This window comes from Bacterioplanes sanyensis, assembly GCF_014652515.1.
GTDB lineage: Bacteria > Pseudomonadota > Gammaproteobacteria > Pseudomonadales > Oceanobacteraceae > Bacterioplanes > Bacterioplanes sanyensis.
This window is the reverse complement of the sequence record NZ_BMYY01000001.1, coordinates 352,736-378,653: the sequence shown is the minus strand read 5'-3', so window position 1 is coordinate 378,653 and position 25,918 is coordinate 352,736. Positions and strand designations below refer to the sequence as shown.

Here is a 25,918-nt window from a genome sequence, read left to right as displayed (position 1 = left end):
GATCAACCCTCCGCCTCAATTCGCGTTAAATTCTTGCGCAGGATGGGGCCGTACTCGTACTTACCTGGGCAAACAAAACTGCACAAAGCGAGGTCTTCTTCCTCCAGCTCCAATGCACCCAGTGCAATCGCGGTTTCCATATCCTCCACGATCAGCGCACGCAGCAACTGAGTTGGCAACATATCCAGCGGCATAATTTTCTCATATGCACCGATCGGTACCATGGCACGCTCACTGCCGTTAGCACTGGTACTGAACGGGAACAGCTTGTTCATCAGCTTAGAGATGTAGATGGGCATCACCGAAAAGCGTTCATTACCGGCACGCAAATAGTGCAGCATTGGACGATCACGGCCCTCACGCAACACAGACACCTGATTGTGGAAACGGCCTAAAAAAGCTTCAGGCCCAGCAGCGGTGCGACCACCAAAAACAGAGCCCGAGATGATGCGGTTTTCACCGTCCACCAGCTCACCTGCTGTCAGTTCGGCCAAGCTCGCGCCTTCGGGCACACGCACTAAGCGTGGCTTGCTGACCTGTGGGCCAGCCAGTGATACCACACGCTGGCTGTACAAGCGGCCAGTGGTAAACAAATGACCAATGGCAATCACATCTTGGTAGCCCACCGTCCATACCGTACGGGTCTCGCTGACGGGATGCAGGTGATGAATATGGGTACCGCTCAGACCTGCAGGGTGTGGGCCGGCAAACTCTTCGGTTTGCTCCACACCGGCGGTCGGAATATCGGCTCCGGGTGCTTTGCACACATACAAAGTGCCTTCCGTCAAAGGCTTCAGGACCTTCAAACCATTGGCAAAGGCTTCGCGCTGCTCATTAATAACCAGAGCCGGATCGCCCGCCAGAGGATTAGTATCCATGGCATTGACGAAAATCGCCTGCGGACGGCTGCTCAAAGCCGGAGTACGAGAGAACGGACGTGTACGCAGTGCTGTCCACAATCCAGACTTAACCAGATTATTCTCTACTTGCTCGGCTGTCAGAGAGCTGAGTTGCTCTGCGCTGTAGCTATCAAAGGTAATTTCTTCGTCACCTTCAACGCCAATCACGACAGACAAAAAACGTCGGCGCTCGCCGCGGTTAACCGCATTGATCACGCCAGCGGCGGGTGCGGTGTACTGGACACCGTCAGTCTTTTTATCGGTGAATAACACCTGGCCTTTTTTCACCCGATCACCGACCTGAACTTCCATCGTCGGCTTCATCCCGACGTAATCCGGCCCCAGCACAGCGACTTCGCTGATTGCTGGGCCATCATAAATGGCTTGTTCAGGGCTACCGGTGATGGGCAAGTCAAGACCTTTCTTGATGTTGATCATATGCCTCGCCTAATCACAATTGCCTCAAGATGCGTGCCTCCCATGTACAAAAAAATCGCACAGCAGACTCCCCCAACAGAGGAAGTTCGCGGTACGTCACGATAAGGACCGTGTTTTTGCACTGGAAACAAGCACTTGGACTCATTTCCCAAGTTAAAAAAATCGCGCCAATTATAAAGATGGTAGGGCCAAGAATCCACCGCACCAGGGGCCATAATCTGGGGCCGGTTCACACTCGGCTAGCGGCTTAAAAACGGGCTCGCAGGTCAAAACGAACAAACACATACCTTAGTCGAACAACACATCATTTGACCCTTCCATAAAATGCTTGAAGCTTAGCCAAAAAAAAGCCGCTGCACAGGCAGCGGCTTTTTGGGTCGCTTAACGCGCCGGGTAGGTCGCGTAATTAACACCGCACACTTGCTGGGCGATGCGCACCACCTGACGGCTGTAGCCGTACTCATTGTCGTACCAAACGTACAAGTTAACGTGTTGGCCATTAACGATGGTGGCCTGAGCATCAACGATGCCAGCGTGGCTGTTGCCAACAAAGTCTGTAGAAACCACTTCTGGTGAGTTGACCCAATCGATCTGCTTTTGCAGCTCTGAATGCAGTGACTGCTCACGCAGGAAGTCATTCACTTCGTCCACGCTTACTTCTTTATTCAAGTTGAGTGACAGAATCGCCATCGAAACGTTCGGCGTTGGCACGCGAATCGCGTTGCCGGTCAGCTTGCCTTTCAGCTCTGGCAGCGCTTTAGCAACGGCCTTAGCTGCGCCCGTTTCTGTGATCACCATGTTTAGTGGCGCACTGCGGCCACGACGGTCACCCTTGTGGTAGTTGTCGATCAGGTTTTGGTCATTGGTGTACGAGTGCACGGTTTCAACGTGGCCACTTTGAATACCAAAGCGGTCGTGCATCACTTTCAATACCGGCGTGATGGCGTTGGTGGTGCAAGACGCCGCAGACAAAATCTTGTCGCTGCTGTCGATGTCGCCATTATTGATGCCGTAAACGATGTTTTTCAGGTCGCCTTTGCCTGGCGCCGTTAACAATACGCGCGCGGTGCCTTTGGCTTGCAGGTGCTGACCCAGGCCGTCTTCGTCACGCCATACACCGGTGTTATCGATGACCAGGGCATTGTTGATGCCGTATTGGGTGTAATCGATTTCAGCCGGGTTGTTGGCGTAAATCACCTTGATGTAGTTGCCGTTAGCAATGATGGCTTCGTTTTCTTCATCAATGCTCAAGGTACCACGGAAAGTGCCGTGTACTGAGTCACGACGCAGCAGGCTAGCACGCTTCACCAGGTCATCGCCCTTGCCGCGACGCACAACGATCGCACGCAAACGCAAGCCGTTATCACCGCCGGATTTTTCTACCAGGATGCGCGCCAGCAAACGACCAATACGGCCAAAGCCATACAGCACTACGTCGCGGTCTTCGCCTTCGGCAGGTGACTGACCCATGATGTCTTTGAGCTCATCAGCAACGAACTCTTTAACATCGCGACCTTCGCCTTCTTTGCGGAACTTGACCGCCAGCTTGCCGATGTCAACGTGGGCACGGGCGATGTTCAGCTCGCTCATGGCTTTCAATACTGGATAGGTGTCGTGTACCGACAGCTCTTCGTTCTCCATATGGCGAACAAAGCGATGCGCCTTGATCAACTCAATCACAGAACGGTTAATGACTGGGCGACCGTACAGCGCCGTGACGACGTTGTTTTGACGGTACAAACCACCGATCAGTGGAATCATGGACTCAGCAATGGATTCACGCTCCATCCAGTCCTTCAAACAGGCTTCACGCATGTCTTGGCTCACGGCACACCTTCCGTTAAACAAATTAATGGCAAATTCGGGGCGCACATTATGCCCGTGTCATGCCGGATTCACAATTGTGTGTTGCCGCAAGTGATGCGCTGCATCGCGGCGCTCGGTGAGTTTCGGTACACTGAGCGCCCTTTTGTCATCCAGCAAGGAGCTTGCCCGCGTGGTGTCTGCCAACCAACCTCTGTTATTGCAGCCAGAACTTCCAAGCCGTGCCGGCGAACGCCGCTTCTGGGGTCAGCTTGAGGGTGCCAGCCAGGCACTGGCCATCGCTGAAGCGGCCACAGCGCGAACCGGCCTGACGCTGGTCATCACCACCGACACCAGCAGCGCTTTGCGCCTGGAAGACGAACTGCGCTTTTTTGCCAGCCAGCTCCCGGTATTGCACTTCCCAGACTGGGAAATCTTGCCCTACGACGTGTTCTCGCCGCACCAAGACATCATCTCGCAGCGCTTGGCGACGCTGGCGCAACTGCAGGACACTCGCCACGGCGTACTGATTTTGCCCATCAGCACCCTGCTGCACCGCTTGCCACCGGCCAGCTTTTATCAAGGCCAAAGCTTTGCCCTCGACGTCGGTGCTCGGTTTGATGTCGACAATACACGCCTGCAATTAGAAGCGGCCGGCTACCACTGTGTTGATACCGTATATGAACATGGCGAATATGCCGTGCGCGGCGCCATTATGGATATTTTCCCGATGGGCCAAAGCCTGCCGTTTCGGGTTGAGCTGTTTGATGACGAAGTCGAAAGCCTGCGCACCTTCGACCCAGACAGCCAGCGCACCATAGCTACCGTTGAGCAAATTCGCATTTTGCCGGCGCGCGAATTCCCGCTGGATAAAGCCGCCATGCGCTTATTTAAAAGCCGCTGGTTTGACTTTTTTGAACAAGACCCGAAATCCAGCAGCGTCTACACCGATGTCAGCAACGGCATCGCCCCGCCAGGGGTGGAATACTATTTACCGCTGTTTTTTGCTGACCCACTGGGCAGCCTGTTTGACCACCTGCCCAAGCAAACCCTGATCATTCACGATGCCGAGCTGGAAACCGCGGCTCAGCAATTTCGCCAGGAAGTCGAGCAACGCTATGAAAGCCGACGCTACGATCGCCAGCGCCCTATTTTGCCGCCCGCGGAGCTATTTCTCGCCACCGACCAATTATTCACCGCGCTAAACGAGCACCCGCGCATTCAGTGGCATCAACAAAACCTGCCTGAACGCGCTGGCGCCGTCGCTTTTGCCACCCAGCCCCTGCCTGACATCAGCACCGACAGCCGCTTGGAGCAGCCGCTGCAGCGCCTGCAACATTGGCTGCAAGAACAACCAAGACGCGTGCGCTTTTGTGTGGAATCAGCAGGCCGACGCGAAGCCCTCAAAGACCTGTTACGCCGCGCCAAACTGGTGCCAGACGAGTTCGACAGCTGGGCCGATGCCGCCAACGACCCTGCGTCTTTAGGCATTGTCGTCGCGCCACTGGAGCAAGGCGTCGTTATCCACACCAAGCCTGACGGCCAGCCACCCTTGGCTCTGGTGACGGAAAACCAGCTCTTTGGCCAGCGCATTCAACAACGCCGCCGCCGCCAAAAACAGCGAACCGACGCCGAACTGGTGGTACGTGATTTATCCGAATTGCAGCCAGGCACTCCGGTGGTGCACCTAGATCATGGCGTAGGCCGCTATTTAGGGCTAGAAACGCTGGATGCCGGCGGTGAAGTGAACGAGTTTTTAAAACTCGAGTATTCCGGCGGCGCCAATTTATACGTGCCCGTATCATCGCTGCATTTAATTTCTCGCTACGGCGGCGGCGATGGCAGCCAGGCACCACTGAATAAACTAGGCACTGAAAAATGGGCCCAAGCCAAGCGCAAAGCGGCAGAAAAAATTCGTGACACCGCTGCCGAGTTGCTCGACGTTTACGCCCGTCGCGAGGCACGCAAAGGCTTTGCCTTTGACGCCCCCGAGCAAGACTATGAGCGCTTTGCCGCTGCGTTTCCGTTTGAAGAAACCCCCGACCAGCAAGCCGCCATCGACGCCGTGATCAAAGACATGTGCTCTACCCGCCCCATGGATCGTCTGGTGTGCGGCGATGTTGGCTTTGGCAAAACCGAAGTGGCCATGCGCGCGGCGTTTTTAGCCGTGCAAAGTGGCAAGCAAGTGGCCGTTTTGGTGCCGACCACCTTGCTGGCCCAGCAACACTATGAAAACTTTGCCGACCGCTTCGCCGAGTGGCCGGTAAAGGTGGATGTGTTGTCGCGCTTCAACTCTGCCAAAGACACGCAAGCGGCGCTGGATCGCATGCTGGAAGGCAAAACCGACATTGTGGTTGGCACACATAAACTGCTGCAAAAAGATGTGAAGTTTGATCACTTAGGCCTGTTAATCATCGATGAAGAACACCGCTTTGGCGTGCAGCAAAAAGAGCGCATTAAATCGCTGCGCGCGGAAGTGGACATTTTGACCCTCACCGCCACGCCGATTCCGCGTACGTTAAATATGTCGATGGCGGCGATTCGCGATTTATCCATTATCGCCACGCCACCGGCCAAACGCTTGAGCGTAAAAACCTTTGTGCGCCAGCACGACGGCCCCACCATCAAAGAAGCGATTTTGCGGGAAATATTACGCGGCGGTCAGGTGTATTACTTGCACAACGAAGTCAAAAGCATCGACAAAACCGCGCGCGAGCTGAGCGAAGCCATTCCCGAAGCACGCATTGGCGTCGCCCATGGGCAAATGTCCGAGCGTGAGCTGGAAAGTGTGATGAGTGATTTTTATCACAAACGCTTTAATGTCCTGGTGTGCACCACCATCGTCGAAACCGGCATCGATGTGCCGTCGGCCAATACCATTATTATTGAGCGCGCCGATAAATTTGGTCTGGCACAGCTGCACCAGCTGCGTGGCCGAGTGGGTCGCTCGCACCACCAGGCGTATGCCTATTTATTAACACCGGATAAAAAGCTCACCAAAGACGCCGAAAAACGCCTCGATGCCATCAGCGCCGCGCAAGATTTGGGGGCTGGCTTTATGCTCGCCACCCACGATTTAGAAATTCGTGGCGCCGGTGAGTTATTAGGGGAAGAGCAAAGCGGCCAGATCGAAACCATTGGTTTCACCCTGTATATGGAAATGTTAGAGCAAGCGGTTAAAGCCATGAAGTCGGGCAAAACACCGTCGGTGGATTTAACCCTCAACACTGGCGCCGAGGTCAACTTGCACCTTCAGGCGCTGATTCCGGAGGATTACCTGCCCGACGTTAATAGCCGCTTAACCCTGTACAAACGCATTGCCAGCGCTAAAGACGACACCGAGCTGAAAGAGTTGCAGGTAGAAATGATCGACCGCTTCGGCTTGTTGCCCGATGCGGTAAAAAATCTGTTCCGCCAGACCAGCTTGAAACTGCGACTGCAACCCATGGGCATCAGTAAGTTGGATGCCGGCAGCGACGCTGGGCGCATCGAATTTGCCGCCGACACCCAGGTCGACCCCTTTGTGCTGGTGCGCTTAGTGCAAACTCAGCCACAACACTACAAGTTAGAGGGCGGCCACAGCTTGCGTTTCTTCTTTAATATGAGCAGTATCGACGGCCGTTTCAGTGTCATCGACCAGGTACTGACCGAGTTACAAAAGGACCCTAACGCGTGAACCGGCTGATTTTCTGCGCTTTGGCGTGTTTGCTATTGCTCTCTTCACAAGCCCAGGCCACGCCCTGGTATCGCATTGAGCTGATGCTGGTGGCCTACCTGGATCAAGCCAGCCAAGACAGCGAGCAATGGCCCGTGGCCATCGACAGCCCGATTCCAATGGCATTGCCAGACGATCCAGCCAACGTCAATTGGTGGCTGAATGCCGACGGCGGCGACCAGCCTAATCAGGCACTGCTGTCGCGCTTTGGCGTACTGCCAGTGCCCGAAGCCAAATGGCCACCGGCGTTAACCGAAAGCACTGTCTACGAGCTAGACGACCCAGCGGCGCGCATTCGCTGGCGCAAAGACATGCAGCTGGTGTATCACAAAGCCTGGGTTGAACCGGTGCAGGAGCAAGACAGCGCCATCCAGCATCCGTTGAGCATTCGCGTGGATGGCGATTTAAGCATGGACATTCGCGGTACGGTATCGATTTACCTCAGCCGCTACCTGCACTTCACCACCGACTTAGTAGTGCAGCACTACAAGCAGCGGCAAGATTTGCTGGGCCGCACCCGAGTGCTGGCCAGCGAGCTGAGCAAAGATCTAACAGCCGAGCGCTATCAACGCAGCTTGGCCAGCCAACAACCCGAGCTAATACCGCTGCGTGCGGCCCATGTGCGCCAAGCCAGGCGCATGCGCTCGGGTGAGTGGCATTACATTGATCACCCGATGCTGGGCGCCATCATTAAGATCATTCCCATTAATGATGCTAAAGATCTCAATGGCGAGCCGGTCAGCTGACCGGCTCTTTGCCATCTAACGGATCGACTCACCGGCTTTATGCCCCCAGCGCCCGGCGCAGCTCGCCGTCGCTAAACATATGCTGCCACAGCGAATCCAGCGCTTCGTTGATCCATTTCTGGTTGTAATCTTGCACCGGCGACACCGCCAGCTCGCGCGTCTGGCGCAGTCGATAAGGCTTACTAAAACGGCCATCGTCATCGATCACCGTGACTTCCAGCTCGATCTCTAAACCACATTCATTGACGATGACACCTTCATTGCACTGGTACATAAACTGGTTAATGTCGAGCTGCACTTTCAAAGGCGGCAATGGGCCGCTGCCAAAGCCCAGCTGGCGCAGTGAATCCTGCAAGCGCTTGCTGAGGGCAGCATCCAGCGACTCACTCACCAATAAAGGCGAGTTTTCTGGTGCTCGGCCACCACGATGACCAATCCAATCTGGTGATTTTGAGCGCTGATCCACCACTCGCACCAAGGCATCGCGATTGGGCACGCTGTTGCCAGCGGCCAATGCCACACTGTCGTTTAGTTCGATGGTTTGTGGCGCCAGCACGCAGCCACTCAAAGCACTGACCGCAGCCACCAGCGCCAACGGTTTAAGCAGGAATGTCCTTTTCATAGCGTTTAAATACCCATTCATTATCACGACTGTCTTCCTCACTAAAACGATAACCGGCGACATCAAAAGCCTTCAAAGCTTCGGGGGTATCGATGGTGTTACGCACCATGTAAGCCGCCATCATGCCACGGGCTTTTTTGGCGTAAAAACTAATGATTTTAAATTGACCATTCTTTTCGTCTTTAAAGTTCGGGGTAATCAGCTCAGCTTGCAGCTGCTTTGGCTTCACCGCTTTAAAGTATTCATTAGACGCCAGATTCACCACCACAGCGTTGTCATGTTGCGCCAGCTCTTCATTTAGCGACTGGGTAATGCGATCCCCCCAAAAGGCGTATAAATCCTTGCCGCGCTGATTGGCAAACTTAGTGCCCATTTCTAAGCGGTAGGGTTGCATCAAATCCAGCGGTCGCAGCACGCCATACAAGCCGCTGAGCATGCGCAAATGCTGCTGAGCAAACGCCAGTTGCGACTCGTCGAAGGTCTCGGCCTCAAGGCCAGTATAAACATCGCCTTTAAACGCCAATATCGCCGCTTTGGCATTTTCTGCAGTAAACGGCAGCTGCCAGTCGGCAAAGCGCTGCGCATTGAGGTCAGCCAACTTAGGGCTGAGCTTCATCAACTGGCCGATGTCGTCGGGCGATAATTGCTTCAGCTCGTCCACTAAGGCAGCGGAGTCGTCTAAAAATCGCGGCTGGGTGGCTTGGTCCGTGGTGGGCGGCGTGTCAAAATCCAGCGTTTTCGCCGGGGAAAGCAGCGTTAACATGGCGCAAATTTCCTTTGTCTTTAAATGATGCTCATCATAACGACAGCCCGCCCATGACCCAAATGCAATCCCCCTATCAGGCTGATAATTTGCCGCAGTTACGGCAGCACGCCAACAGCATGACGCTCTCTTTTGCCAAGCCACAGCGCTGTCTCAGTTCAGCGGTGCTTAATGGCGGTTATGGTTTGGCCGACGCTTGGCTGAATTTGCACGTCAGCGGCGCCGACTGCCATCAGCCACCCGCACACACCCTACAACAAGAGGCAGAGCGTTTGGCACTTAACGGCCGAGTGGTCGGCATGATGACCGCCGCCGAGCTGAGCAGCCTGCACCATCAAAGCGCTGTAGCGGCATCACAGCAGGTTCACTGCTGGCTCACCTGTGGCTTGAGCAACTGCCGCCGCATTGGTGACCCAGCCGATGATGCTCCCGTGCCTGGCACCATTAACATTGCGGTATGGATCAGTACCGCTTTGTCGGCGGCTGCACTGGCGGAGGCGTTAATGCTGGTCACGGAAGCACGCGTGCAGGCCTGCCTGGATGAAGGCGTAGTCAGCCCGATTAGCCATTTACCCGCCGGCGGCACCGGCACTGACAGCCATGCTGTGTTTTGCCCAGATCAAGGCACAGAAGCCAGCTATTGCGGCAAGCACACGCCCCTGGGGCAGGCATTGGGAGAAAGTGTTTATCAGGCTTGCCGGGCTGCGGTTAACAGCCGCTGGTCACCACGGTCACCGTGCAGGCAAACGAGTCGTAAATAACGGTACAGGTATTAAAGTCGTAACCGACCCAGGTGCTTTGATTGTCCACCTGCTGCTGCAAGCCACCACTGCCAGACAGCCCGATATGATCCGGCATGGCTAAGGTATCGCCCAGCTCGGCTCGGCTCTCTGGGCATAGGTTGCGCCAATCCACCTCGGACGTGCCCGCTTCTGTAGTGACTAAAAAGCCAGACTGATTGCCACCAGACACCGGATTCGATGCCACCGGCGATAGGCCCTGCGCCCTAGCCTTGCTTTGCACAATGGCAATGGTGGCACGCATACTGCCGGCCACACCGTTCAGCGTGCTTATGCGCGCTTGGCGCTCTAGGTCGACAAAGCGCGGTAACGCGAAAGCGGCCAGCACGCCAATAACCACCAAAACTAACACCAGCTCGATAAGGGTAAAGGCCCGACTGACCACGCTGTCTCCACAATACAGTGAACAAAAATCAGGCAAACAGTGTATACCAGCTGCCTGCTCACGCCTACGCCACTGGCACGGCCGCCCGTACCGTTCGACACCTGCGCCAATGATTAGCACCTCATAGGCAGAGACACTGATGCAAGTTTTTAACGAGGTGAGCAGCATGGCAAAAGACATTCAGGGCGTGGGCCTAGGCTTGGCAATCCGCTTTGCTGGCAGTGCTTGGGCACAAAAATACGGCTTGGCCAAACCGGCCGAGCGCTTGGCTTACCATTCCACCCGCAATGGCTTTAAATGGGCCGGCCAATGGCTGGCCAAGCGCCAGCCCAAAACACCGTTATTGGCCGCTCCTCAACAGCGCCAACTGTTTGATTTGAGCTTGTCCGACGAGCAGCAAATGATTCAGGACAGCATGCGTGCCGTGGCCAGCGATGTTTTGCGCCCGATGGCACTGGAAGCTGACCAACAGCTCAGCGTGAGCGCAGAGTTTTTTCAGCAATGCCATGAGCTAGGCATCAGCCACCTGGCCGTGCCGGAATCCTTTGGTGGCAGCGCCTGCGATGATGGTCAAAGCGTGACCACCAGCGCCGTACTGGCAGAGGCGCTGGCCTGGGGGGATTTGTCACTGGCCTATACCGCATTAGCCCCGGCAGCCGTCGCCAGTGCCATTCGCCGTTGGGGCAGCGCTGAGCAACAATCGACCTGGCTACCGGCCTTTGTGCAAGAGGCCCCCTATCAAGCCGCCATCGCCGTACAAGAGCCACATCCATTATTTGAAGCGCACAACCTCAGCTGCAAAGCGCACAAAACCCGCCGCGGCTTTCGTTTAACCGGTGTAAAAGCTCTGGTGCCGTTAGGCGGCAAGGCCGAGCTGTATTTAGTGGCCGCACGCTTAGGCGGCAAGCCGCGCGTGTTTATTGTGCCCGCGGACACCCCAGGCCTGAGCTTTAAAGCCAGCCCAGCCATGGGGTTGCGCTGCGCCACCACAGGCACACTGACCCTGAATAAAGTGGATGTGCCAGAAAGCCATTTGTTAGGGCGCGGCGAGGCATTCGATTACCAAGCCTTTATCGATTTGGGCCAGCTGCATTGGTGCGCCTTGGCTACTGGCACTGCCCAGGCTGCGCTGGATTATTTAATCCCTTATTGCAACGAGCGCGAAGCGTTTGGCGAGCCCATCAGCCATCGCCAATCCGTGGCTTTTGCACTCGCCGACATCGCCATTGAACTGGAATCTATGCGACTGCTGACCTGGCGCGCGGCGGCGCGAGCCGATGCCGGCATGAGCTTTCATCGCGAGGCGTACCTGGCGCATACGCTGTGCGCAGAAAAAGCCATGCAAATTGGCACGCAGGCCGTGCAGCTGCTGGGCGGCCACGGGTTTACCAAAGAGCATCCAGCCGAGCGCTGGTACCGAGATTTGCGTGCCCTCGCCTGCCAAACCAGCGGGCTGCACCTGTAAAAGCCACCTGTAAAAGCCACCTGTAATGGCTGGCCGTAAGCGCCACCGACAAGGCCCACTCGCAAGGAGACAGCCATGATTCATTTAGAAACTCCGAAAAAACTGCGCCCTCTGGTCAACCAAGCGCGCCAAGTTGCTGAGCAGGTATTTCGGCCCATTTCACGCAAGTACGACCGCGCCGAGCATGCCTACCCGGTCGAGCTGGATATGCTGGCGGCCATTATGGATGGCATGAACGACGCTGTGGCCGAAACGGGCCAAGGCAACAGCGCCGGTGCCGGCCAGCTCAAGCAACAGCGCAGCAAAGACGCTGGTAATCACAACGGCAGCAATATGACTACGGTGCTGGGCCTGCAAGAGCTGTGCTGGGGCGATGTTGGCCTGGCCCTAACCCTGCCGCGCCAGGGTTTAGGCAACGCCGCCATTGCCGCCGTCGCCAATGATGAACAGCTACGCCGTTTTGGCCACTGCTGGGCCGCCATGGCCATTACCGAGCCCGGCGCCGGCTCGGATTCCGCCGCCATTCGCACCACCGCCACGCGCGATGGCGAGGATTACATCATTAATGGCGAAAAAATTTACGTGACGTCAGGCGAGCGTGCCGATGCCGTGGTGGTGTGGGCCAGTGTGGACCGCAGCCTAGGGCGCGCGGCAATTAAATCCTTTGTGGTGGAAAAAGGCACGCCTGGCATGGAGGTAGTGCGGCTGGAAAAAAAACTCGGCATTAAAGCCTCAGATACCGCCGCCATTACCTTTACCGATTGTCGTGTGCCGGCGGCCAATTTATTAGGCTCTCCCGAGGTCAATACCGAACAAGGTTTTGCCGGTGTTATGCAAACCTTTGATAATACACGGCCGGTGGTCGCCGCCATGGCCGTTGGCCTGGCCAAAGCCGCGTTAGATCGCACCCGCGAGCTGCTCGCCAATGTCGGTATTCGCGCCGATTACAAGCGCAGCTTAAAAAATAGCCATGCCATTGAAAACCAGCTGTATCGCTATGAAGCCGATTGGGAAGCAGCACGCCTATTAACTCTGAAAGCCGCTTGGATGGCAGACAACGGTTTGCCCAATTCCAAAGAAGCCTCCATGGCCAAAGCCAAAGCCGGCCGCAGTGCTAACGCCATTACCTTGGGTTGCGTCGAATTATTAGGCAGCATGGGATACAGCGAAGATGAATTATTAGAAAAGTGGGCGCGCGATTCAAAAATTCTCGATATTTTCGAAGGCACGCAGCAAATTCAGCAGCTCATTATTGCTCGTCGCTTGCTGGGCAAAACCTCTGCCGAGCTGAAATAACCCATAACAATAAATAAAACGAGGCCGCCATGAGTTCCACCACCAGCTTGCAACAGCTACCGGAAAACGGCATAAAACAACGCGAAGTCAGCCTATGCAACATCATTCGCCAAGCCATTGCCCAAACGCCGAAACTGCCCACCACCCTAAAAGGTTTGGCAGCACTCATTGCCACCAAGCCTCAACGCCAGCGCTCCATTGGCTTATTACTGGAGCAGCATGCCGCACGCCAACCTGAACATATTGCCGTGCGATTTGAGGGCATTACCTACAGCTATGGCGAACTCAATCTACGCGCCAACCAGCTGGCGCATTTTTTGGCCAGCCAAGCCGTGCACAGCGGTGATGCCGTCGGTATCCTGCTGGAAAACCGCCCAGAAACTCTGATTGCCGTGTTGGCGACGGTAAAACTCGGGGCCATTGCCGCCATGCTCAATACGTCGCAACGTGGCGAGGTATTACTACACAGTATTAATCTGGTTAAACCCAAGTTAATCATTTGCGGCGAAGAGGTGGTCGAGCATTTAAGCACGGTAGAAAGCCAGCTCCCCGTTGAGCTGGCCACTCAGTTGTATTACTGGCGCGATCACGGCCAATTAGAAAAACCCGCCCACTACCAAGATATTGACGCCGTTATGATGGCGCAGCCCTGCCATAACCCGGCCAGTACCGCACAGGTGAAAATGCATCAACCTTGTTATTACATTTTCACCTCCGGCACCACAGGCATGCCCAAAGCCTCCGTGATGAGCCATTACCGCTGGCATAAATCCATGGCCGGTATGGGACTGGCTTCGATGAAGCTGACCAAAAAAGATACCCTCTACGTCAGCCTGCCGCTGTACCATAACAATGCATTAACCGTTTCTTTGGCAGCCGTTTTAGGCGCCGGTGGCTGCATTGCCATTGCACGGAAATTCAGCGCCAGTCGGTTTTGGGACGATATTCGCCGCCATCAGGCCACGGCCTTTTGCTACATCGGCGAGCTGTGCCGCTATTTACTCAATCGCCCGGAGCAAGCCGACGACCGCCAACATTCGGTACGCGTTGTGGTCGGCAATGGCCTGCGACCCGAAATTTGGATGGCGTTCAAACAACGCTTTGGCATTGAGCACATTAATGAATTTTACGGCGCCAGCGAGTGCAACCTGGTATTTACCAATGCCTTTAATTTGGATAAAACCGCCGGCGTTTGCCCGCTGCCCTACAGCGTGGTGGAATTTGATATTGAAGAAGACACACCCAAACGCAACGACCAAGGCTTTATGACCAAGGTGGCGCGCGGCAGCAGTGGCTTGTTAATTACTGAAATTAACGACAAACAACCCTTCGAAGGTTATACCGACGCCGAAGCGACGGAGAAAAAACTGCTGCGTGATGTTTTTAAACCCGGCGACTGCTGGTTTAACACCGGCGACCTGGTCATAAATCAAGGTTTTCGCCACATCGCCTTTGCCGATCGCACCGGCGATACCTTTCGCTGGAAAGGAGAAAACGTCGCCACCACCGAAGTGGAATCCATCTTGATGGAATTCCCCGGTATTGAGCACGCCGTAGTGTACGGTGTTGAGGTGCCAGACTGTGACGGCCGCGCTGGCATGGCAGCGCTTACGCTCAACATCGATGCCAACCATCTTGATTGGGGGCGGCTGACCCGCCACTTGCAAGAAAAACTCCCTCATTACGCCATTCCGGTATTTATGCGTCTTAGCCAACAAGCGCAGGTGACTGGCACCTTCAAGTACCGCAAGGTCGAACTGAAGCAAGAGGCGTACTACCCAGAGCGAGTCAGCGGTCCGGTTTGGTGGCTCGCCCCCCACACCCATCAATATCAACCATTAACCGGTGAGCAAGCGCAGCAATTGCGTAACCTATAATTTTTGGGGCAACGCCTTCTCGAGAGTGTTGCCTTATTTGCCCATAAAAATGCCACTTCGCCTCAGAGCTGCCATTCACGAGCGACTCTCCTGACGTTCTACTCGGCCAAATAGCGCCACCCCCTGACACTGGCTGGAATGATTGTGATATAACACACAGTTATAATAGATCTGTCACTGAAACGACCTACCCTAATGACAGATTCATATCAGGTGATCAATTGTTGAGCTGGTTCGCACAATCATTTTATGTCAGGCAGTAACATGACTTTAAAGCATGACCAGAGGCGTATCTCCATGACTGCCAGCCAAGCACACGTCAGTCTCACGCCGGACTTTGTCGTCACCGCCGTGCGGCGCGATGGTCATCAGGTGAGTCATGTGCGCTTACACGCCTGGAGCGGCCGCACCTTGGGCAGTGGTTACACCATTCGGCGTGAAGAGCTGATTCAATCCTTACGCCGTGGCGACCTAGTTTACGCCGCTCGCCCCGAGCAAGGCGAAGTACAGTTACTGCGAAAAATCGTCAGCATCGGCATTCAAGGCGAGCGCTTTGTTAAAACCAGCCTCGACCGCCAAGCCCGTGATGGGCTCGACGAGCTACCCGACTTTTAACCGCCAACGCATGCGGATTGCCATCGGCAGTAAGGCGCTATAAAGTTGGCTTCGTAGCCATATCATTCGCCGTTATATGGCAATGCTTCCGAAGCGCCAGTCCTTAAGCTCAAAGTGGCCGAGGCAGATGCACCTCTGGAACGGGCCATCACCAGCCACGCCCAAAACTGCCCAACGCTGGTATTCGAACGCCAGATCACACTAAACTGAAGATCCAGTGACTCGCACAGGGATTGGCATGGCCCGCTTTCTATCCACCCAAGATCTCACCCAGGCGTTGCATGTACTGATCAGCAACAGCAAGAAGCATCTGGTGCTCATTAGCCCAGTGGTTCGACTGAACACAGAGCTGCAGGCATTATTGGCCAGCAAAACCCAGCAAGGAGTAGAAATACGAATTGTATGTGGTGACAAACGCCTCAGCCCTGATGACCACCATTGGTTTAAACAACACCCAGCAATACAACTGCGCCATGTCGCAGGCTTGCAGGCCCGTTGCTACATCAATGATAACGCCACCATTATTACCAGTTTGGGCTTGGACGACTTTGGCCATGATCAGCTGGCGGAAATGGGTGTACTGGCGACATTAAAAGATGACGCGGAACTCTATAAAAACACCATTAAAGAAGTGGGGCGTATTTTGCGCCAGGGTGACCAAGTCGTATCCAAGCAAGAGCTCACCAACCAACAAAGCGACACTGCCGAGCGCCTGACCATTCCACAACTGGCAAAAGCCCATCATTTATCGACTGCTGAAATCATCGCCCAGCTACTTAAAAAAGGCTACATGACCGAATACGAAGGCATGTTTATTCTCACCAATGCAGGCAAAGAAGCTGGCGCACGCCTGGTCACTAGCTCACATGGCGTGTCTTTTTCCTGGCCTGCGGATATTTTTCAGCCATAACACTCGCTTACTAGCTGCACTGACCCTTCAGCCCAATAACCTTCATGCGTGCTTTAGCAGACCATCCCAGTTATATGGCGAGGCGTGCCTCACAGACAATAGTGGCCAGACACGGAATAACGCGGGAGAGTTTGAACGGCGCATTTAGGGGAGTTTTTGACCCATACACTGTCCCGATAGTTCGCCTAGGTACGATATCGGTACCGCCGCCGACTACGGCCGCTACTGCAGCCGTAGACATAATACGTTGGTTAAAGTGACTGCGGCTTCAACACCAACTCTGCGCTGACATACCAAATGCTGGTGGTGGATTCAAAACCTGAATCTGTGCCAACGATGACCCAGGCTTCGCCGTCGGCGGTACTGGTGAGTTCGATCGGTGTAGTGGTACTGACAGTTTTTAACTCATAAGGCGTTTCTGGATTCATTCCACAGTCTTGGCTATTGGCAAAGTCACCCAGTGTTTTCACACGCTTGCCGGAAGCCGACTGATCACCATGTTCAAAATTCGGAGTAAACAAACCTTCATCCCCCACGCTGACCTGCGGCTCAATTTGCTCAACACCAGCCTTAACATAAACGCTTTCACCGGGTGAGCCACCGACGCCAAAACAATCGCTGGCCACATTAGTGGCAAAGGTCAGCTCGATATCCGCCTGATAGTTTTGGCTGGCTTTTAACCCGGTCAGTTTACGGTGGGCAAACATGAATAAGTCATCACTGCGGTTGGTGCCTTGCAGATTTAACCCACGCAGTTGTTGAAGCGGCGCCGGCAACTGACCAATGGTTGAGCTGAGTTGATAAATATCGTCGCTGCCGTCTGGGTAGTCGGCAAACTCTGCCGTCCAACCCTCGGCAAAGGTTAAGTCAAACGCCACTTCTTTAGCGACCGAGCCTTTTACCGGATCGTTATCGCTACCGCCGCAGGCGACACACAACAGGCTCATCGGCAATAGTGCAGCTAATTTCTTCATGTTAACTCCCAGTTGATATGTAAGTCACTAGAAGACCAGCTGCTCGCCTCGGGTACAAGAGTCCAAAAAACATGTTTACACCGACTTTGCATCCGTCCTAGCCAGCGCTTGAGATGGCTCCATGGCCGGCACGCGCCAAAGGCTGTCTGCCGCCCATTGGCGCTGAGCCAAACGCTTCGCGGCAACGAAACTCAATACGGCAAAGACTGCAGCCACGGCATCGACACCCCAGCCAGTACCGGATGACGGCCACAGACCAATATCGGTTACGCATGCCAATAGCGACGTAATGGGGACCAAAGCGCAGGCCAACGACAGCAGCCTCAGCAAAGTGAGCAAAAGCTCACCGGCCGTTAACCGCCAAGCCGCAAATAATGACAGCGACACGGTGATATAAAACAGCCCAATAAAATCCCAGTTAGAATGCTGCGGCCACAATGCCAGCCATTTTGACAGCGCCAAGCCTAGGGCCACCGCCAATACGGTCGCCAACGGAATGGCCACCGTCAGCTTAGCCATCACACGCACTGACAGTGGTTGGCTAACTTCGCTACTGTGGCGCCGTATTTTTTTACGTCGAGCCTCCAGCCACAGCAAATTGCCGCTGAAAAATAAAAACGCCCCACCCAAACCTAATAAAAAATAGGCCCAACGCATGGGGGTGCCGCCAAAGCTGCCAAAATGCAAAGCAAAAAAACTGGTAACGGGCACCATCCAGCCAGAATCGCTGTCTGGCATATAGGTATCATCAATGATTTCACCGCTGTAAGGGTTCAATAGCAGGTAGGCTGCGTGCGGCCCACGCACCACGGCGCTGTTGTGCTCCAAAGACGCACGCAGCGAGGCGCCTGGGCGATTTAATCTCAAGTATTCCAACTGACTGAGCTGGTAATCCGGTGCGCGCTGCTCTATTTGGGCAATGACGTTACTCAACGGAGCCAACTGCTGCAATGGTTGCTGTTGCTGGGTTACGCCGTTGTTGAAATCAAACATGGGCTTGTCGCCGTACACCGCCTCTTGTAACGAGCCATAAAAAACATCATGAAAAGCGAACACCACAACGGTGATGCTGATCACCAGATGAAAGGGCAAACTGATAATTCCAACGGCATTGTGGCCATCGAGCCAAAAGCGTTTTTTATTGCGTCCATTGCGCATTGCGAATAAATCTTTGCGCCAGGCCGGCAGCCATAAAATCAACCCAGACACCAGCGCCAGAAAATACAGCAACGATGCCACGCCCATAATAATGACACCCAAAGACTCATGCCCCAACGTACCTGGAATGCCCGCCGTTTGGTGCAACTGGTCAATGAGCGTGGCCAGGTTAGACGGTTGCTGTTGCTGCAGCTCTAGCTGGCCGTCACCATCCAAACTGGCCAACCAGAGATTTGGATTAACGTTAAAACCGCGCTCTCGCCCCCATACCATAGGCGCCAGCGCTTGATCATCGAAATTCAAGCTAAAGCCGCTTTCTGGCGGCTGCTCAGTGGCGGCCACATGCTCGATTAGCTGCTCCATTTGCGCAACGTTGAGCGCGGCTAAGCGCGTCACCGGCGGTTGGCTCCAGTCGTCCAGCGTGCGCTCGAACATGGTTAATGCACCGGCAAAAAAGCCGATAAACAACAGTAAGCCAGCAATAATACCCGTCCAGGTGTGCAGGGCTTGATAGTTTTTAATCACATGAGTTGGAACCCGCATCACCACACTCCCCGATACGCTAATAAGGTAATATTCAGCACGCTGGCCAGCGCCACGGCAAACAGCCACTGACGAGCCGAAAATAAATAACTCACGCTCCAAAACAGCAGCCACACGGGCGCAATCGACCACATTAAAAATTGCACTTTATCGTTGCCGTCCAAACCACCAGGGGTCAGAAAACCCAGCCAGCCAACAAAGCCGATGGCCAACAAAAAACCCACCACCAAACCGAGCAACGTGTGCCAGCACCAGCGCCAGCCGCGAATCACTTGAGTACTCATCAAAGGCGCCCTCTTGCCGCCAGCATTACACTGAGCCAAGGCCACGCACTGTAGGCCAACATCAATACCACCAGTGCCGTAAAACTCCCAGTTAAGCCGCCCATTTCGGCAATGCCCCACCCTGTTGCCGTGAGCTGCAAGCCCACGCCAGCGATGCCCCATAAAGGCGTCAACGGTTGCTGTCGCCAGCTTTGATTAGGGTGGGTTAAATAGCTGAGCACACTGCCCAGCACCAGCAGCAGCACATAAGCCAGCCAGCTCAATGCGGTCATGTCGCCTCCTTCAGCGCTCGTTAAGATGCCGCCGCGGCGTACTTGAGTTAAGCCTGACTAGACGGACACCAGACATTCCCCCGGGGTTTTACCAAACCGCCGTTTAAATGCCGTATTAAAGTTGGATGCATGGCGGTAACCCGCCTGATAGGCCGCCTGATGAATGGTCAGTTGGCCGGTGCGCAAGCCGTCATACACGGCATCCAGACGCCTCTGGCGCTGATAATCGATAACGGTCACGCCAGTGGCTTGCTTAAACTGGCGCTGCAAACTGCTCACACTTAAGTGCGCAGCGTCAGCCACCTGCGCCAATGTCAGCGGCTGAAACAAGTGCTGCTCAACAAAGCAGACGGCTTGTGCAACCCCACCCCTATTCTGCTGAGCGCGGTCCATGCCCAGCGTTGCCGGTGCCAAGGCCGAAAAAAATTCGACCAACAGTGCTAACGCTTGTTGCTCCAGTTGCAGACGCCGTTGCCAACTGTCTTCCACAGCAGCCAGCTCCAATATGCGAGCCAAAATGTCCATGGCAACCTCAGACGGCTGCCAACGCCAGGACTGCAGGTGATGACTGATCAACTGCTGCAATGTCGCGGGCAAGGCACTGTGTTGCTGCAGCCATTTGGGTGTTAATAGCAAATGCACTTTGCGTTGACGCTGCCCGGGGTCGAGCCAGCGTTCCAAGCTGCACATGCGCTGCACATTGACCGCCAAACCCTGCCCACTGCGTAGCCGATATTCGCTATGGTCATAGGCAAAGCGCACCCGGCCTTGCTCAACCAGGGTAACAATCAGCGCCGGCTGCACCGTCGCAACCGCCAGCCGTTGTTGCTGCTCGATGTAATCGCCACCCAGCAACTCCAGACCGGAAGCAAAGGTTTGCCGAAAGATGCACCCCTTGACCCAACGCTCCTGGCCATCGTGACTGCCAATGCCATCGGCATAGACTCGCCGCCCAGCGCGCACCAATCGTGCTGACGCTATTGTCATAGACCCGCCCCCGCTTCCAAAGCCAATGCCAGGCTACGCATAACAACCTGACGATTAGTAATAAGCATTCTCAACAAGGTGGGTGTTTTAACACAAAATGGGCCAACGCCGTAAATTCTGACTCGAGGCACCAGGGATATAACGCGAAGCACTCAGGGTGGTGAGGTAAGTAAGATTTTATTCTTAGAAGGTGGGAACCAAACAATGGTGAAGGTATCACACGTGGGTATCAATTCTTTTCTCCTTCCTCTCTCTCCGAGTGAGAATTGATCCTTTGTTTTGGCGCCCCATCGGGCGCCTTTTTTATGCGCGCTTACTGGCCTGCGCGCTTACTGACCTGCTAACAGAGCTTCAATTTCATCGTCGTCGGGCAAGGTCATGCTGGAATTTGAGCTCACCACCTGCCCCTGGCGATTGATCAAATACTTGTAAAAGTTCCACTTGGGCGCCGTATCCTGGCGTGCCACTTCGGCAAACAGCGGGTGAGCGCTGTCGCCACGCACCGGCACAGTGGCCAGCATGGTGAAGGAGACGCCAAAATTCTTAAAGCAAATTTCTGCGGCTTCTTCTTCGCTTTCGGCCTCCTGGTTAAAGGAATCGGAAGAAACGCCCATCACCACCAAGCCTTGATCTTTGTACTTGTCGTGGATGGCTTCCAAATCGCCAAATTGGTCGGTAAACCCGCAATGACTGGCAGTGTTCACCAGCAATACCGGCTTGCCGTCCACCACGTCGCATAGGTTGAGCACGTTCGAGCTGTGTAACTGCTTCATCTCATGCTGGAAAATCGCCGGACACTGCCAGTCACTGCCATCGGTCGACGCTGGCTCATCTGCGTGGGCCGGCAACGTCAATGCGCTGGCCATCAAAAAGGGGAGAAAAACTCGGTAACTAAGCATCATGCAGTCGCTCCTTAAATTTTATACAAGGACTATACAGTGACACTAAGGCAACACCAAGCGTTCACTCAGATAGTCGATCAGCAAACGAATTTTGGGCGAAGCGCGCAAGCTGTGTGAATACAAAGCCCAGATGCCTTCGTCTTGCGGTTGATAGTCTTTCAGCACCGCCTCCAACTCACCTGATTGCAACATGGGCGCGACGTAATAGTCCGGCAATTGTGCCACCCCCAACCCTTTTAAAGCCGCATCCAGCAGTGCCGGGCCGCTGTTAGCGCGTAAACGTGGCGTAATCGCCACCACTTCGTCGCCAGCAAAGCGCCAATGGTCGAGGGTACCCGCCAAGCAATGGTGTTGGCGCAACTGCGACGGTGTTAGGGGACGGCCAAAACTGGCCAAATACTGCGGTGAAGCACAAGTAAACAAGCGCCGGCTGGCCAGTCGCTTAGCGATTAACCGACTGTCTTGCAACGGCCCCACACGAATCGCCAAATCATAGCCTTGCTCGACTAAATCCAAGGTTTGATTGGTGAGCCAATAATGCAGCTGCAACTGCGGATGACGCGCCGCAAAGTTATTCAGCAAGGGCGCCAAATGGCGCTCGCCATAGCTCATGGGAGCGGTGATGCGCAGCCTGCCCGTTGGCGTCGCCTGCCACTGCCCCAATGCCCGCTCCGCCTCCGCCAAGGCGTCCAGCAATGGTCGGCATTGCTGCCAGAACTGCTGGCCGGATTCGGTCAGGCTGACTTTGCGCGTGGTGCGATGCAGCAACACCGTGCCCAACCGCTGCTCCAATGCCTGCACCTGCCGACTGATATGTGCCGTTGACGTTTTTAACCAGCGCGCAGCGCCGGTAAAACTGCCTTGCTCAGCCACGGCGACAAACTCGCGAATGCCCTCCCACTGGGGTAAGGGCATATCATTATTACTCATCTGTAACACTTATTTTATGAAAGCGGGAATTATCAGAATATCTGAAAAGATTACACTCAGCCTTTGTTTGTGACCAACACAGGAACGTCATTATGTCTGCACAAACCCTGACCTGCCGCGCGGCTATCGCCTGGAAAGCCGGCGAGCCACTGAGCATCGAAACCGTTGAAGTTGACCCGCCGAAGGCCGGCGAAGTGCGAGTGCGCATCGTCGCCACGGGCGTCTGCCACACCGATGCCTTCACCCTATCGGGCGAAGACCCTGAAGGGATTTTCCCGGCCATTTTGGGCCATGAAGGCGGTGGCATCGTGGAGTCGGTGGGCGAAGGCGTCACCAGCGTCGCCGTCGGCGATCACGTGATTCCGCTGTACACCCCAGAATGCGGCGAGTGTAAATTCTGTTTATCGGGCAAGACCAACCTGTGCCAGAAAATTCGCGCCACCCAAGGCCAGGGCTTGATGCCAGACGGCACCAGTCGTTTTCGCTGCAATGGCGAAACCATTTACCACTACATGGGCTGTTCAACCTTTTCTGAGTACACAGTATTGCCAGAAATCGCCCTCGCCAAGGTCAACCCCAAAGCGCCTCTAGAAGAAGTCTGCTTGCTGGGCTGCGGCGTCACCACGGGCATGGGGGCCGTCGTCAACACCGCCAAAGTGGAGCCAGGTTCAAGTGTGGCGGTATTCGGCTTGGGCGGCATTGGTTTGTCGGCCATCATCGGCGCGGTCATGGCCGGTGCCACCCGCATTTTGGCCATCGACATCAATGAATCTAAATTTGAGCTGGCACGCCAGTTAGGCGCTACCGATTGCATCAATCCGCAGCAATATGAGCGCCCGATTCAAGAGGTCATTGTCGAGCTGACCGACGGCGGTGTCGATTATTCATTCGAGTGCATCGGCAATGTGGATGTGATGCGTTCAGCGCTGGAGTGCTGCCATAAAGGCTGGGGGGAGTCGGTCATTATCGGTGTGGCCGGTGCCGGTCAGGAAATCAGCACCCGTCCTTTCCAGCTGGTCACCGGACGAGTATGGCGCGGCACGGCATTTGGCGGTGTTAAAGGCCGTTCCGAACTGCCGGATTACGTTGAGCGCTACTTAAATGGCGAATTTAAACTCAGCGATTTTATTACCCACACCATGACCCTCGACCACATCAATGAAGCGTTTGACCTGATGCACGAAGGCAAAAGCATTCGCAGCGTGATTCATTATTAAGGAGACCGCATGAGCGCTTTGACCCTGATCAGTCAAAACCAGTGCTTTGGTGGCTGGCACCGCCGCTATCGTCATCACTCAAGCAGTGTTGACGGCGACATGACCTTTGCCATCTTTTTGCCGCCTGGCTGTCAGCCAGGCAACCCCATGCCAGTGCTTTACTGGCTGTCGGGGCTGACCTGCAGCGATGAAAACTTTATGCAAAAAGCCGGTGCCATGCGCACCGCTGCAGAGCTAGGGCTGGTACTGGTCGCCCCAGACACCAGCCCACGCGGGCCTAATGTCGCCAATGACGACGGCTACGACCTGGGCCAAGGGGCGGGCTTTTATGTCAATGCCAGTCAAACGCCTTGGGCCCAGCACTACCGCATGTTCGATTACATCAGCGAAGAGCTACCCGCGCTGATCCAAGCGGAGTTTGACGTCTCGGAGCAGTGCAGCGTCAGCGGTCATTCCATGGGAGGGCACGGCGCCCTACTGTGCGCATTGAAAAAACCGCAGCAGTATCACTCTGTTTCGGCCTTTAGCCCCATCGCCAGTCCGATGCACTGCCCCTGGGGGCAAAAAGCCTTCAATGCCTACCTGGGCAGCGATCAGAGCACTTGGGCCGAGTGGGACAGCAGCGAACTGTTGGCCAAGGCCGAGCAGGCCCTGCCCGCTTTAGTCGACCAAGGCCTGGCGGATGAGTTTTTGGTCCAGCAGCTGATGCCAGAGAAGTTGGAGCAGGCCGCACGCATCAGCGGCTACCCGCTGACCTTGCGCCAGCACCCTGGCTACGACCATAGCTATTACTTCATTCAAAGCTTTATTGAGGAGCATTTGCGTTTTCATTACCGCCATTTAAATCTATAAAAAAGCCCCGCATTGGCGGGGCTTTTTTGTGGCTGGCGATCAGTCAACAAAGATCACTTTCAGCAACAACAGCGCAGCAATCACAAACACGCCAACGCTGACATCGCGGTGCTTGCCGGCCAGCAGCTTGGCACCTGCGTAGGTGATAAAGCCCAAGGTAATGCCGTGAGCAATGGAGAAGGTCAGCGGCGTCATCAACAGCACCACGGCGACCGGTGCCGCTTCTGTTAGGTCATCCCAATCCACTTCTTTGAGGGTGAACATCATCAGCACCGACACATAGAAGATCGCGCCAGCAGTGGCGTAGGCGGGAATCATGCCGGCCAGCGGTGCAAAGAAAATGGCCAGCAAAAACAGCACACCCACGGTGACTGCGGTCAAACCCGTGCGGCCACCGGCGGCCACACCAGACGCACTTTCGATATAACTGGTGGTGGTCGACGTACCCAGAGCAGCACCGGCCACCGACGCGGTACTGTCCGCCAACAAAGCACGGCCCAAGCGTGGCACCTCGCCTTGCGGTGTGGTCAAACCGGCACGCTGGGTCACGGCGATCAAGGTACCCGAGGTATCAAACAAGTCCACAAACAAGAAGGCAAACACCACACTGATCATGGCCAGGTCAAAGGCTGTGGCCAGATCCATTTGCATAAAGGTGGGAGCCAGCGAAGGCGGTGCAGAAGCAATGCCATTAAAGGTCACATCACCTGCCACCAGGCCAGCGATGGTCACCAGCATAATGGCCAGCATCACTGCACCCGGCACATTGCGCTGCACAAACATAATGATCAAGAAGAAACCTAAAATCGCCAACGCCGGCGACAACTCAGTCAAATCGCCCAGGCCCACCAAAGTGGCTGGGTTATCAACGATGATGCCGGCATTTTTCAGCGCAATCAGTGCCAGAAAGGCACCGATACCGGCAGCAATGGCTTTTTTCAAGGTGGCGGGAATGGCATTGATGATCCACTCACGCACCTTAAACAGACTCAAGGCTATGAACAGCAAACCCGATAAGAACACCGCACCCAGCGCTGCCTGCCAGGTGTATCCCATGCCCAGCACCACGCCGTAAGTGAAAAAGGCGTTCAAGCCCATGCCTGGTGCCAAGGCGACGGGCAAGTTCGCCCAGAAGCCCATAATGAAACAGCCAATGGCCGCCGCCACACAGGTGGCCACAAACACAGCGTTGTAATCCATACCCGCGTCAGCCAGCATCGCCGGGTTCACGAAAATGATGTAAGCCATGGTCAGGAAGGTGGTGGCACCGGCCACCAGTTCTTTACGTACATTGCTGCCGGCTGCCGACAGCTGGAACAGTTTTTCCAGCATATTTCGCTCTCATAAAGGGGTTGGGTAAATCTCGCTGACCGTACGGGCAGATTTCTATTTGGCGCGCAGTATAATGGCTGGCTTTTTGAGCGTCACCCAAACGGCCGCTACAATTGCCGACTTTGGCGCAGAC

The 25,918-nt window shown here is 55.0% G+C and carries 23 protein-coding genes; 10 read left to right on the top strand and 13 right to left on the bottom strand.

What is annotated here, in order from left to right:
* Positions 1–2 precede the first annotated feature (2 nt).
* Positions 3–1,337, bottom strand: a complete 1,335-nt coding sequence (locus tag IE090_RS01810) for a Na(+)-translocating NADH-quinone reductase subunit A (RefSeq protein WP_189386624.1) — start codon at positions 1,335–1,337, stop codon at positions 3–5.
* 381 nt (positions 1,338–1,718) lie between these two features.
* A complete protein-coding gene (locus IE090_RS01805) occupies positions 1,719–3,164 on the bottom strand; it encodes a glyceraldehyde-3-phosphate dehydrogenase (protein WP_229815339.1) in 1,446 nt (481 codons plus the stop codon).
* A 142-nt stretch (positions 3,165–3,306) separates the two neighbouring features.
* On the opposite strand from IE090_RS01805, the gene mfd reads away from it, so the two are divergent.
* Both mfd and IE090_RS01795 read left to right on the top strand, forming a co-directional pair.
* The gene (gene mfd, locus IE090_RS01800; protein WP_373296367.1) at positions 3,307–6,816 is read left to right on the top strand and encodes a transcription-repair coupling factor; all 3,510 of its coding nucleotides are present in this window, start codon (positions 3,307–3,309) and stop codon (positions 6,814–6,816) included.
* Positions 6,813–7,601 (top strand): CsiV family protein, encoded by a 789-nt coding sequence (locus IE090_RS01795; RefSeq protein ID WP_189386623.1) that lies wholly within the window; start codon positions 6,813–6,815, stop codon positions 7,599–7,601. Before mfd ends, IE090_RS01795 begins: the two co-directional genes overlap by 4 nt.
* 37 nt (positions 7,602–7,638) lie before the next feature.
* On the opposite strand, the gene IE090_RS01790 is transcribed toward IE090_RS01795, so the two are convergent.
* Positions 7,639–8,223, bottom strand: a complete 585-nt coding sequence (locus tag IE090_RS01790; RefSeq protein WP_189386622.1) for a YajG family lipoprotein — start codon at positions 8,221–8,223, stop codon at positions 7,639–7,641.
* On the bottom strand, positions 8,201–8,986 hold the full coding sequence (gene yaaA, locus IE090_RS01785; protein WP_189386621.1) for a peroxide stress protein YaaA: 786 nt from the start codon (positions 8,984–8,986) through the stop codon (positions 8,201–8,203). The genes IE090_RS01790 and yaaA overlap by 23 nt, the downstream gene beginning before the upstream one ends.
* Positions 8,987–9,039: 53 nt before the next feature.
* Between yaaA and IE090_RS01780 the strand changes: the two genes are divergently transcribed.
* A complete protein-coding gene (locus IE090_RS01780; RefSeq protein WP_189386620.1) occupies positions 9,040–9,747 on the top strand; it encodes an adenosylcobinamide amidohydrolase in 708 nt (235 codons plus the stop codon).
* Here IE090_RS01780 and IE090_RS17980 read toward each other — a convergent pair.
* Positions 9,695–10,171, bottom strand: coding sequence for a prepilin-type N-terminal cleavage/methylation domain-containing protein (locus IE090_RS17980; protein ID WP_308428477.1), 477 nt, complete (start codon positions 10,169–10,171; stop codon positions 9,695–9,697). The two genes, IE090_RS01780 and IE090_RS17980, sit on opposite strands and share 53 nt — an antisense overlap.
* Positions 10,172–10,337: 166 nt before the next feature.
* Between IE090_RS17980 and IE090_RS01770 the strand changes: the two genes are divergently transcribed.
* From IE090_RS01770 to IE090_RS01750, 5 genes are all read left to right on the top strand, one after another.
* The gene (locus IE090_RS01770) at positions 10,338–11,636 is read left to right on the top strand and encodes an acyl-CoA dehydrogenase family protein (protein WP_189386619.1); all 1,299 of its coding nucleotides are present in this window, start codon (positions 10,338–10,340) and stop codon (positions 11,634–11,636) included.
* 75 nt (positions 11,637–11,711) lie between these two features.
* A complete protein-coding gene (locus IE090_RS01765) occupies positions 11,712–12,932 on the top strand; it encodes an acyl-CoA dehydrogenase family protein (protein ID WP_229815337.1) in 1,221 nt (406 codons plus the stop codon).
* Between the two features lie 29 nt (positions 12,933–12,961).
* On the top strand, positions 12,962–14,809 hold the full coding sequence (locus IE090_RS01760) for a long-chain-acyl-CoA synthetase (protein ID WP_189386618.1): 1,848 nt from the start codon (positions 12,962–12,964) through the stop codon (positions 14,807–14,809).
* A 264-nt stretch (positions 14,810–15,073) separates the two neighbouring features.
* Positions 15,074–15,424, top strand: a complete 351-nt coding sequence (locus tag IE090_RS01755) for a DUF3892 domain-containing protein (RefSeq protein WP_189386617.1) — start codon at positions 15,074–15,076, stop codon at positions 15,422–15,424.
* 238 nt (positions 15,425–15,662) lie between these two features.
* Complete coding sequence (locus IE090_RS01750; protein WP_189386616.1) at positions 15,663–16,334, top strand: phospholipase D-like domain-containing protein; 672 nt, start codon at positions 15,663–15,665, stop codon at positions 16,332–16,334.
* Positions 16,335–16,585: 251 nt separating this feature from the next.
* Here IE090_RS01750 and IE090_RS01745 read toward each other — a convergent pair whose 3' ends face one another.
* The 7 genes from IE090_RS01745 to IE090_RS01715 form a co-directional block, all read right to left on the bottom strand.
* Positions 16,586–17,308 (bottom strand): hypothetical protein, encoded by a 723-nt coding sequence (locus IE090_RS01745; protein WP_189386615.1) that lies wholly within the window; start codon positions 17,306–17,308, stop codon positions 16,586–16,588.
* 75 nt (positions 17,309–17,383) lie between these two features.
* Positions 17,384–19,009, bottom strand: coding sequence for a PepSY-associated TM helix domain-containing protein (locus tag IE090_RS01740; RefSeq protein ID WP_189386614.1), 1,626 nt, complete (start codon positions 19,007–19,009; stop codon positions 17,384–17,386).
* On the bottom strand, positions 19,009–19,293 hold the full coding sequence (locus tag IE090_RS01735) for a hypothetical protein (RefSeq protein ID WP_189386613.1): 285 nt from the start codon (positions 19,291–19,293) through the stop codon (positions 19,009–19,011). The genes IE090_RS01740 and IE090_RS01735 overlap by 1 nt, the downstream gene beginning before the upstream one ends.
* Positions 19,293–19,565: a hypothetical protein gene (locus IE090_RS01730; protein WP_189386612.1), complete on the bottom strand. Its 273-nt coding sequence runs from the start codon at positions 19,563–19,565 to the stop codon at positions 19,293–19,295. The genes IE090_RS01735 and IE090_RS01730 overlap by 1 nt, the downstream gene beginning before the upstream one ends.
* A gap of 57 nt (positions 19,566–19,622) precedes the next feature.
* The gene (locus IE090_RS01725; RefSeq protein ID WP_189386611.1) at positions 19,623–20,552 is read right to left on the bottom strand and encodes a helix-turn-helix transcriptional regulator; all 930 of its coding nucleotides are present in this window, start codon (positions 20,550–20,552) and stop codon (positions 19,623–19,625) included.
* A gap of 329 nt (positions 20,553–20,881) precedes the next feature.
* Positions 20,882–21,454: a glutathione peroxidase gene (locus IE090_RS01720; RefSeq protein WP_189386610.1), complete on the bottom strand. Its 573-nt coding sequence runs from the start codon at positions 21,452–21,454 to the stop codon at positions 20,882–20,884.
* Between the two features lie 42 nt (positions 21,455–21,496).
* On the bottom strand, positions 21,497–22,384 hold the full coding sequence (locus IE090_RS01715) for a LysR family transcriptional regulator (RefSeq protein ID WP_229815334.1): 888 nt from the start codon (positions 22,382–22,384) through the stop codon (positions 21,497–21,499).
* A gap of 92 nt (positions 22,385–22,476) precedes the next feature.
* On the opposite strand from IE090_RS01715, the gene IE090_RS01710 reads away from it, so the two are divergent.
* The gene (locus IE090_RS01710; RefSeq protein ID WP_308428476.1) at positions 22,477–23,601 is read left to right on the top strand and encodes an S-(hydroxymethyl)glutathione dehydrogenase/class III alcohol dehydrogenase; all 1,125 of its coding nucleotides are present in this window, start codon (positions 22,477–22,479) and stop codon (positions 23,599–23,601) included.
* A gap of 9 nt (positions 23,602–23,610) precedes the next feature.
* A complete protein-coding gene (gene fghA / locus IE090_RS01705) occupies positions 23,611–24,453 on the top strand; it encodes an S-formylglutathione hydrolase (protein WP_373296366.1) in 843 nt (280 codons plus the stop codon).
* Between the two features lie 39 nt (positions 24,454–24,492).
* On the opposite strand, the gene IE090_RS01700 is transcribed toward fghA, so the two are convergent.
* On the bottom strand, positions 24,493–25,785 hold the full coding sequence (locus tag IE090_RS01700; protein WP_189386609.1) for an NCS2 family permease: 1,293 nt from the start codon (positions 25,783–25,785) through the stop codon (positions 24,493–24,495).
* Between the last annotated feature and the right edge of the window lie 133 nt (positions 25,786–25,918).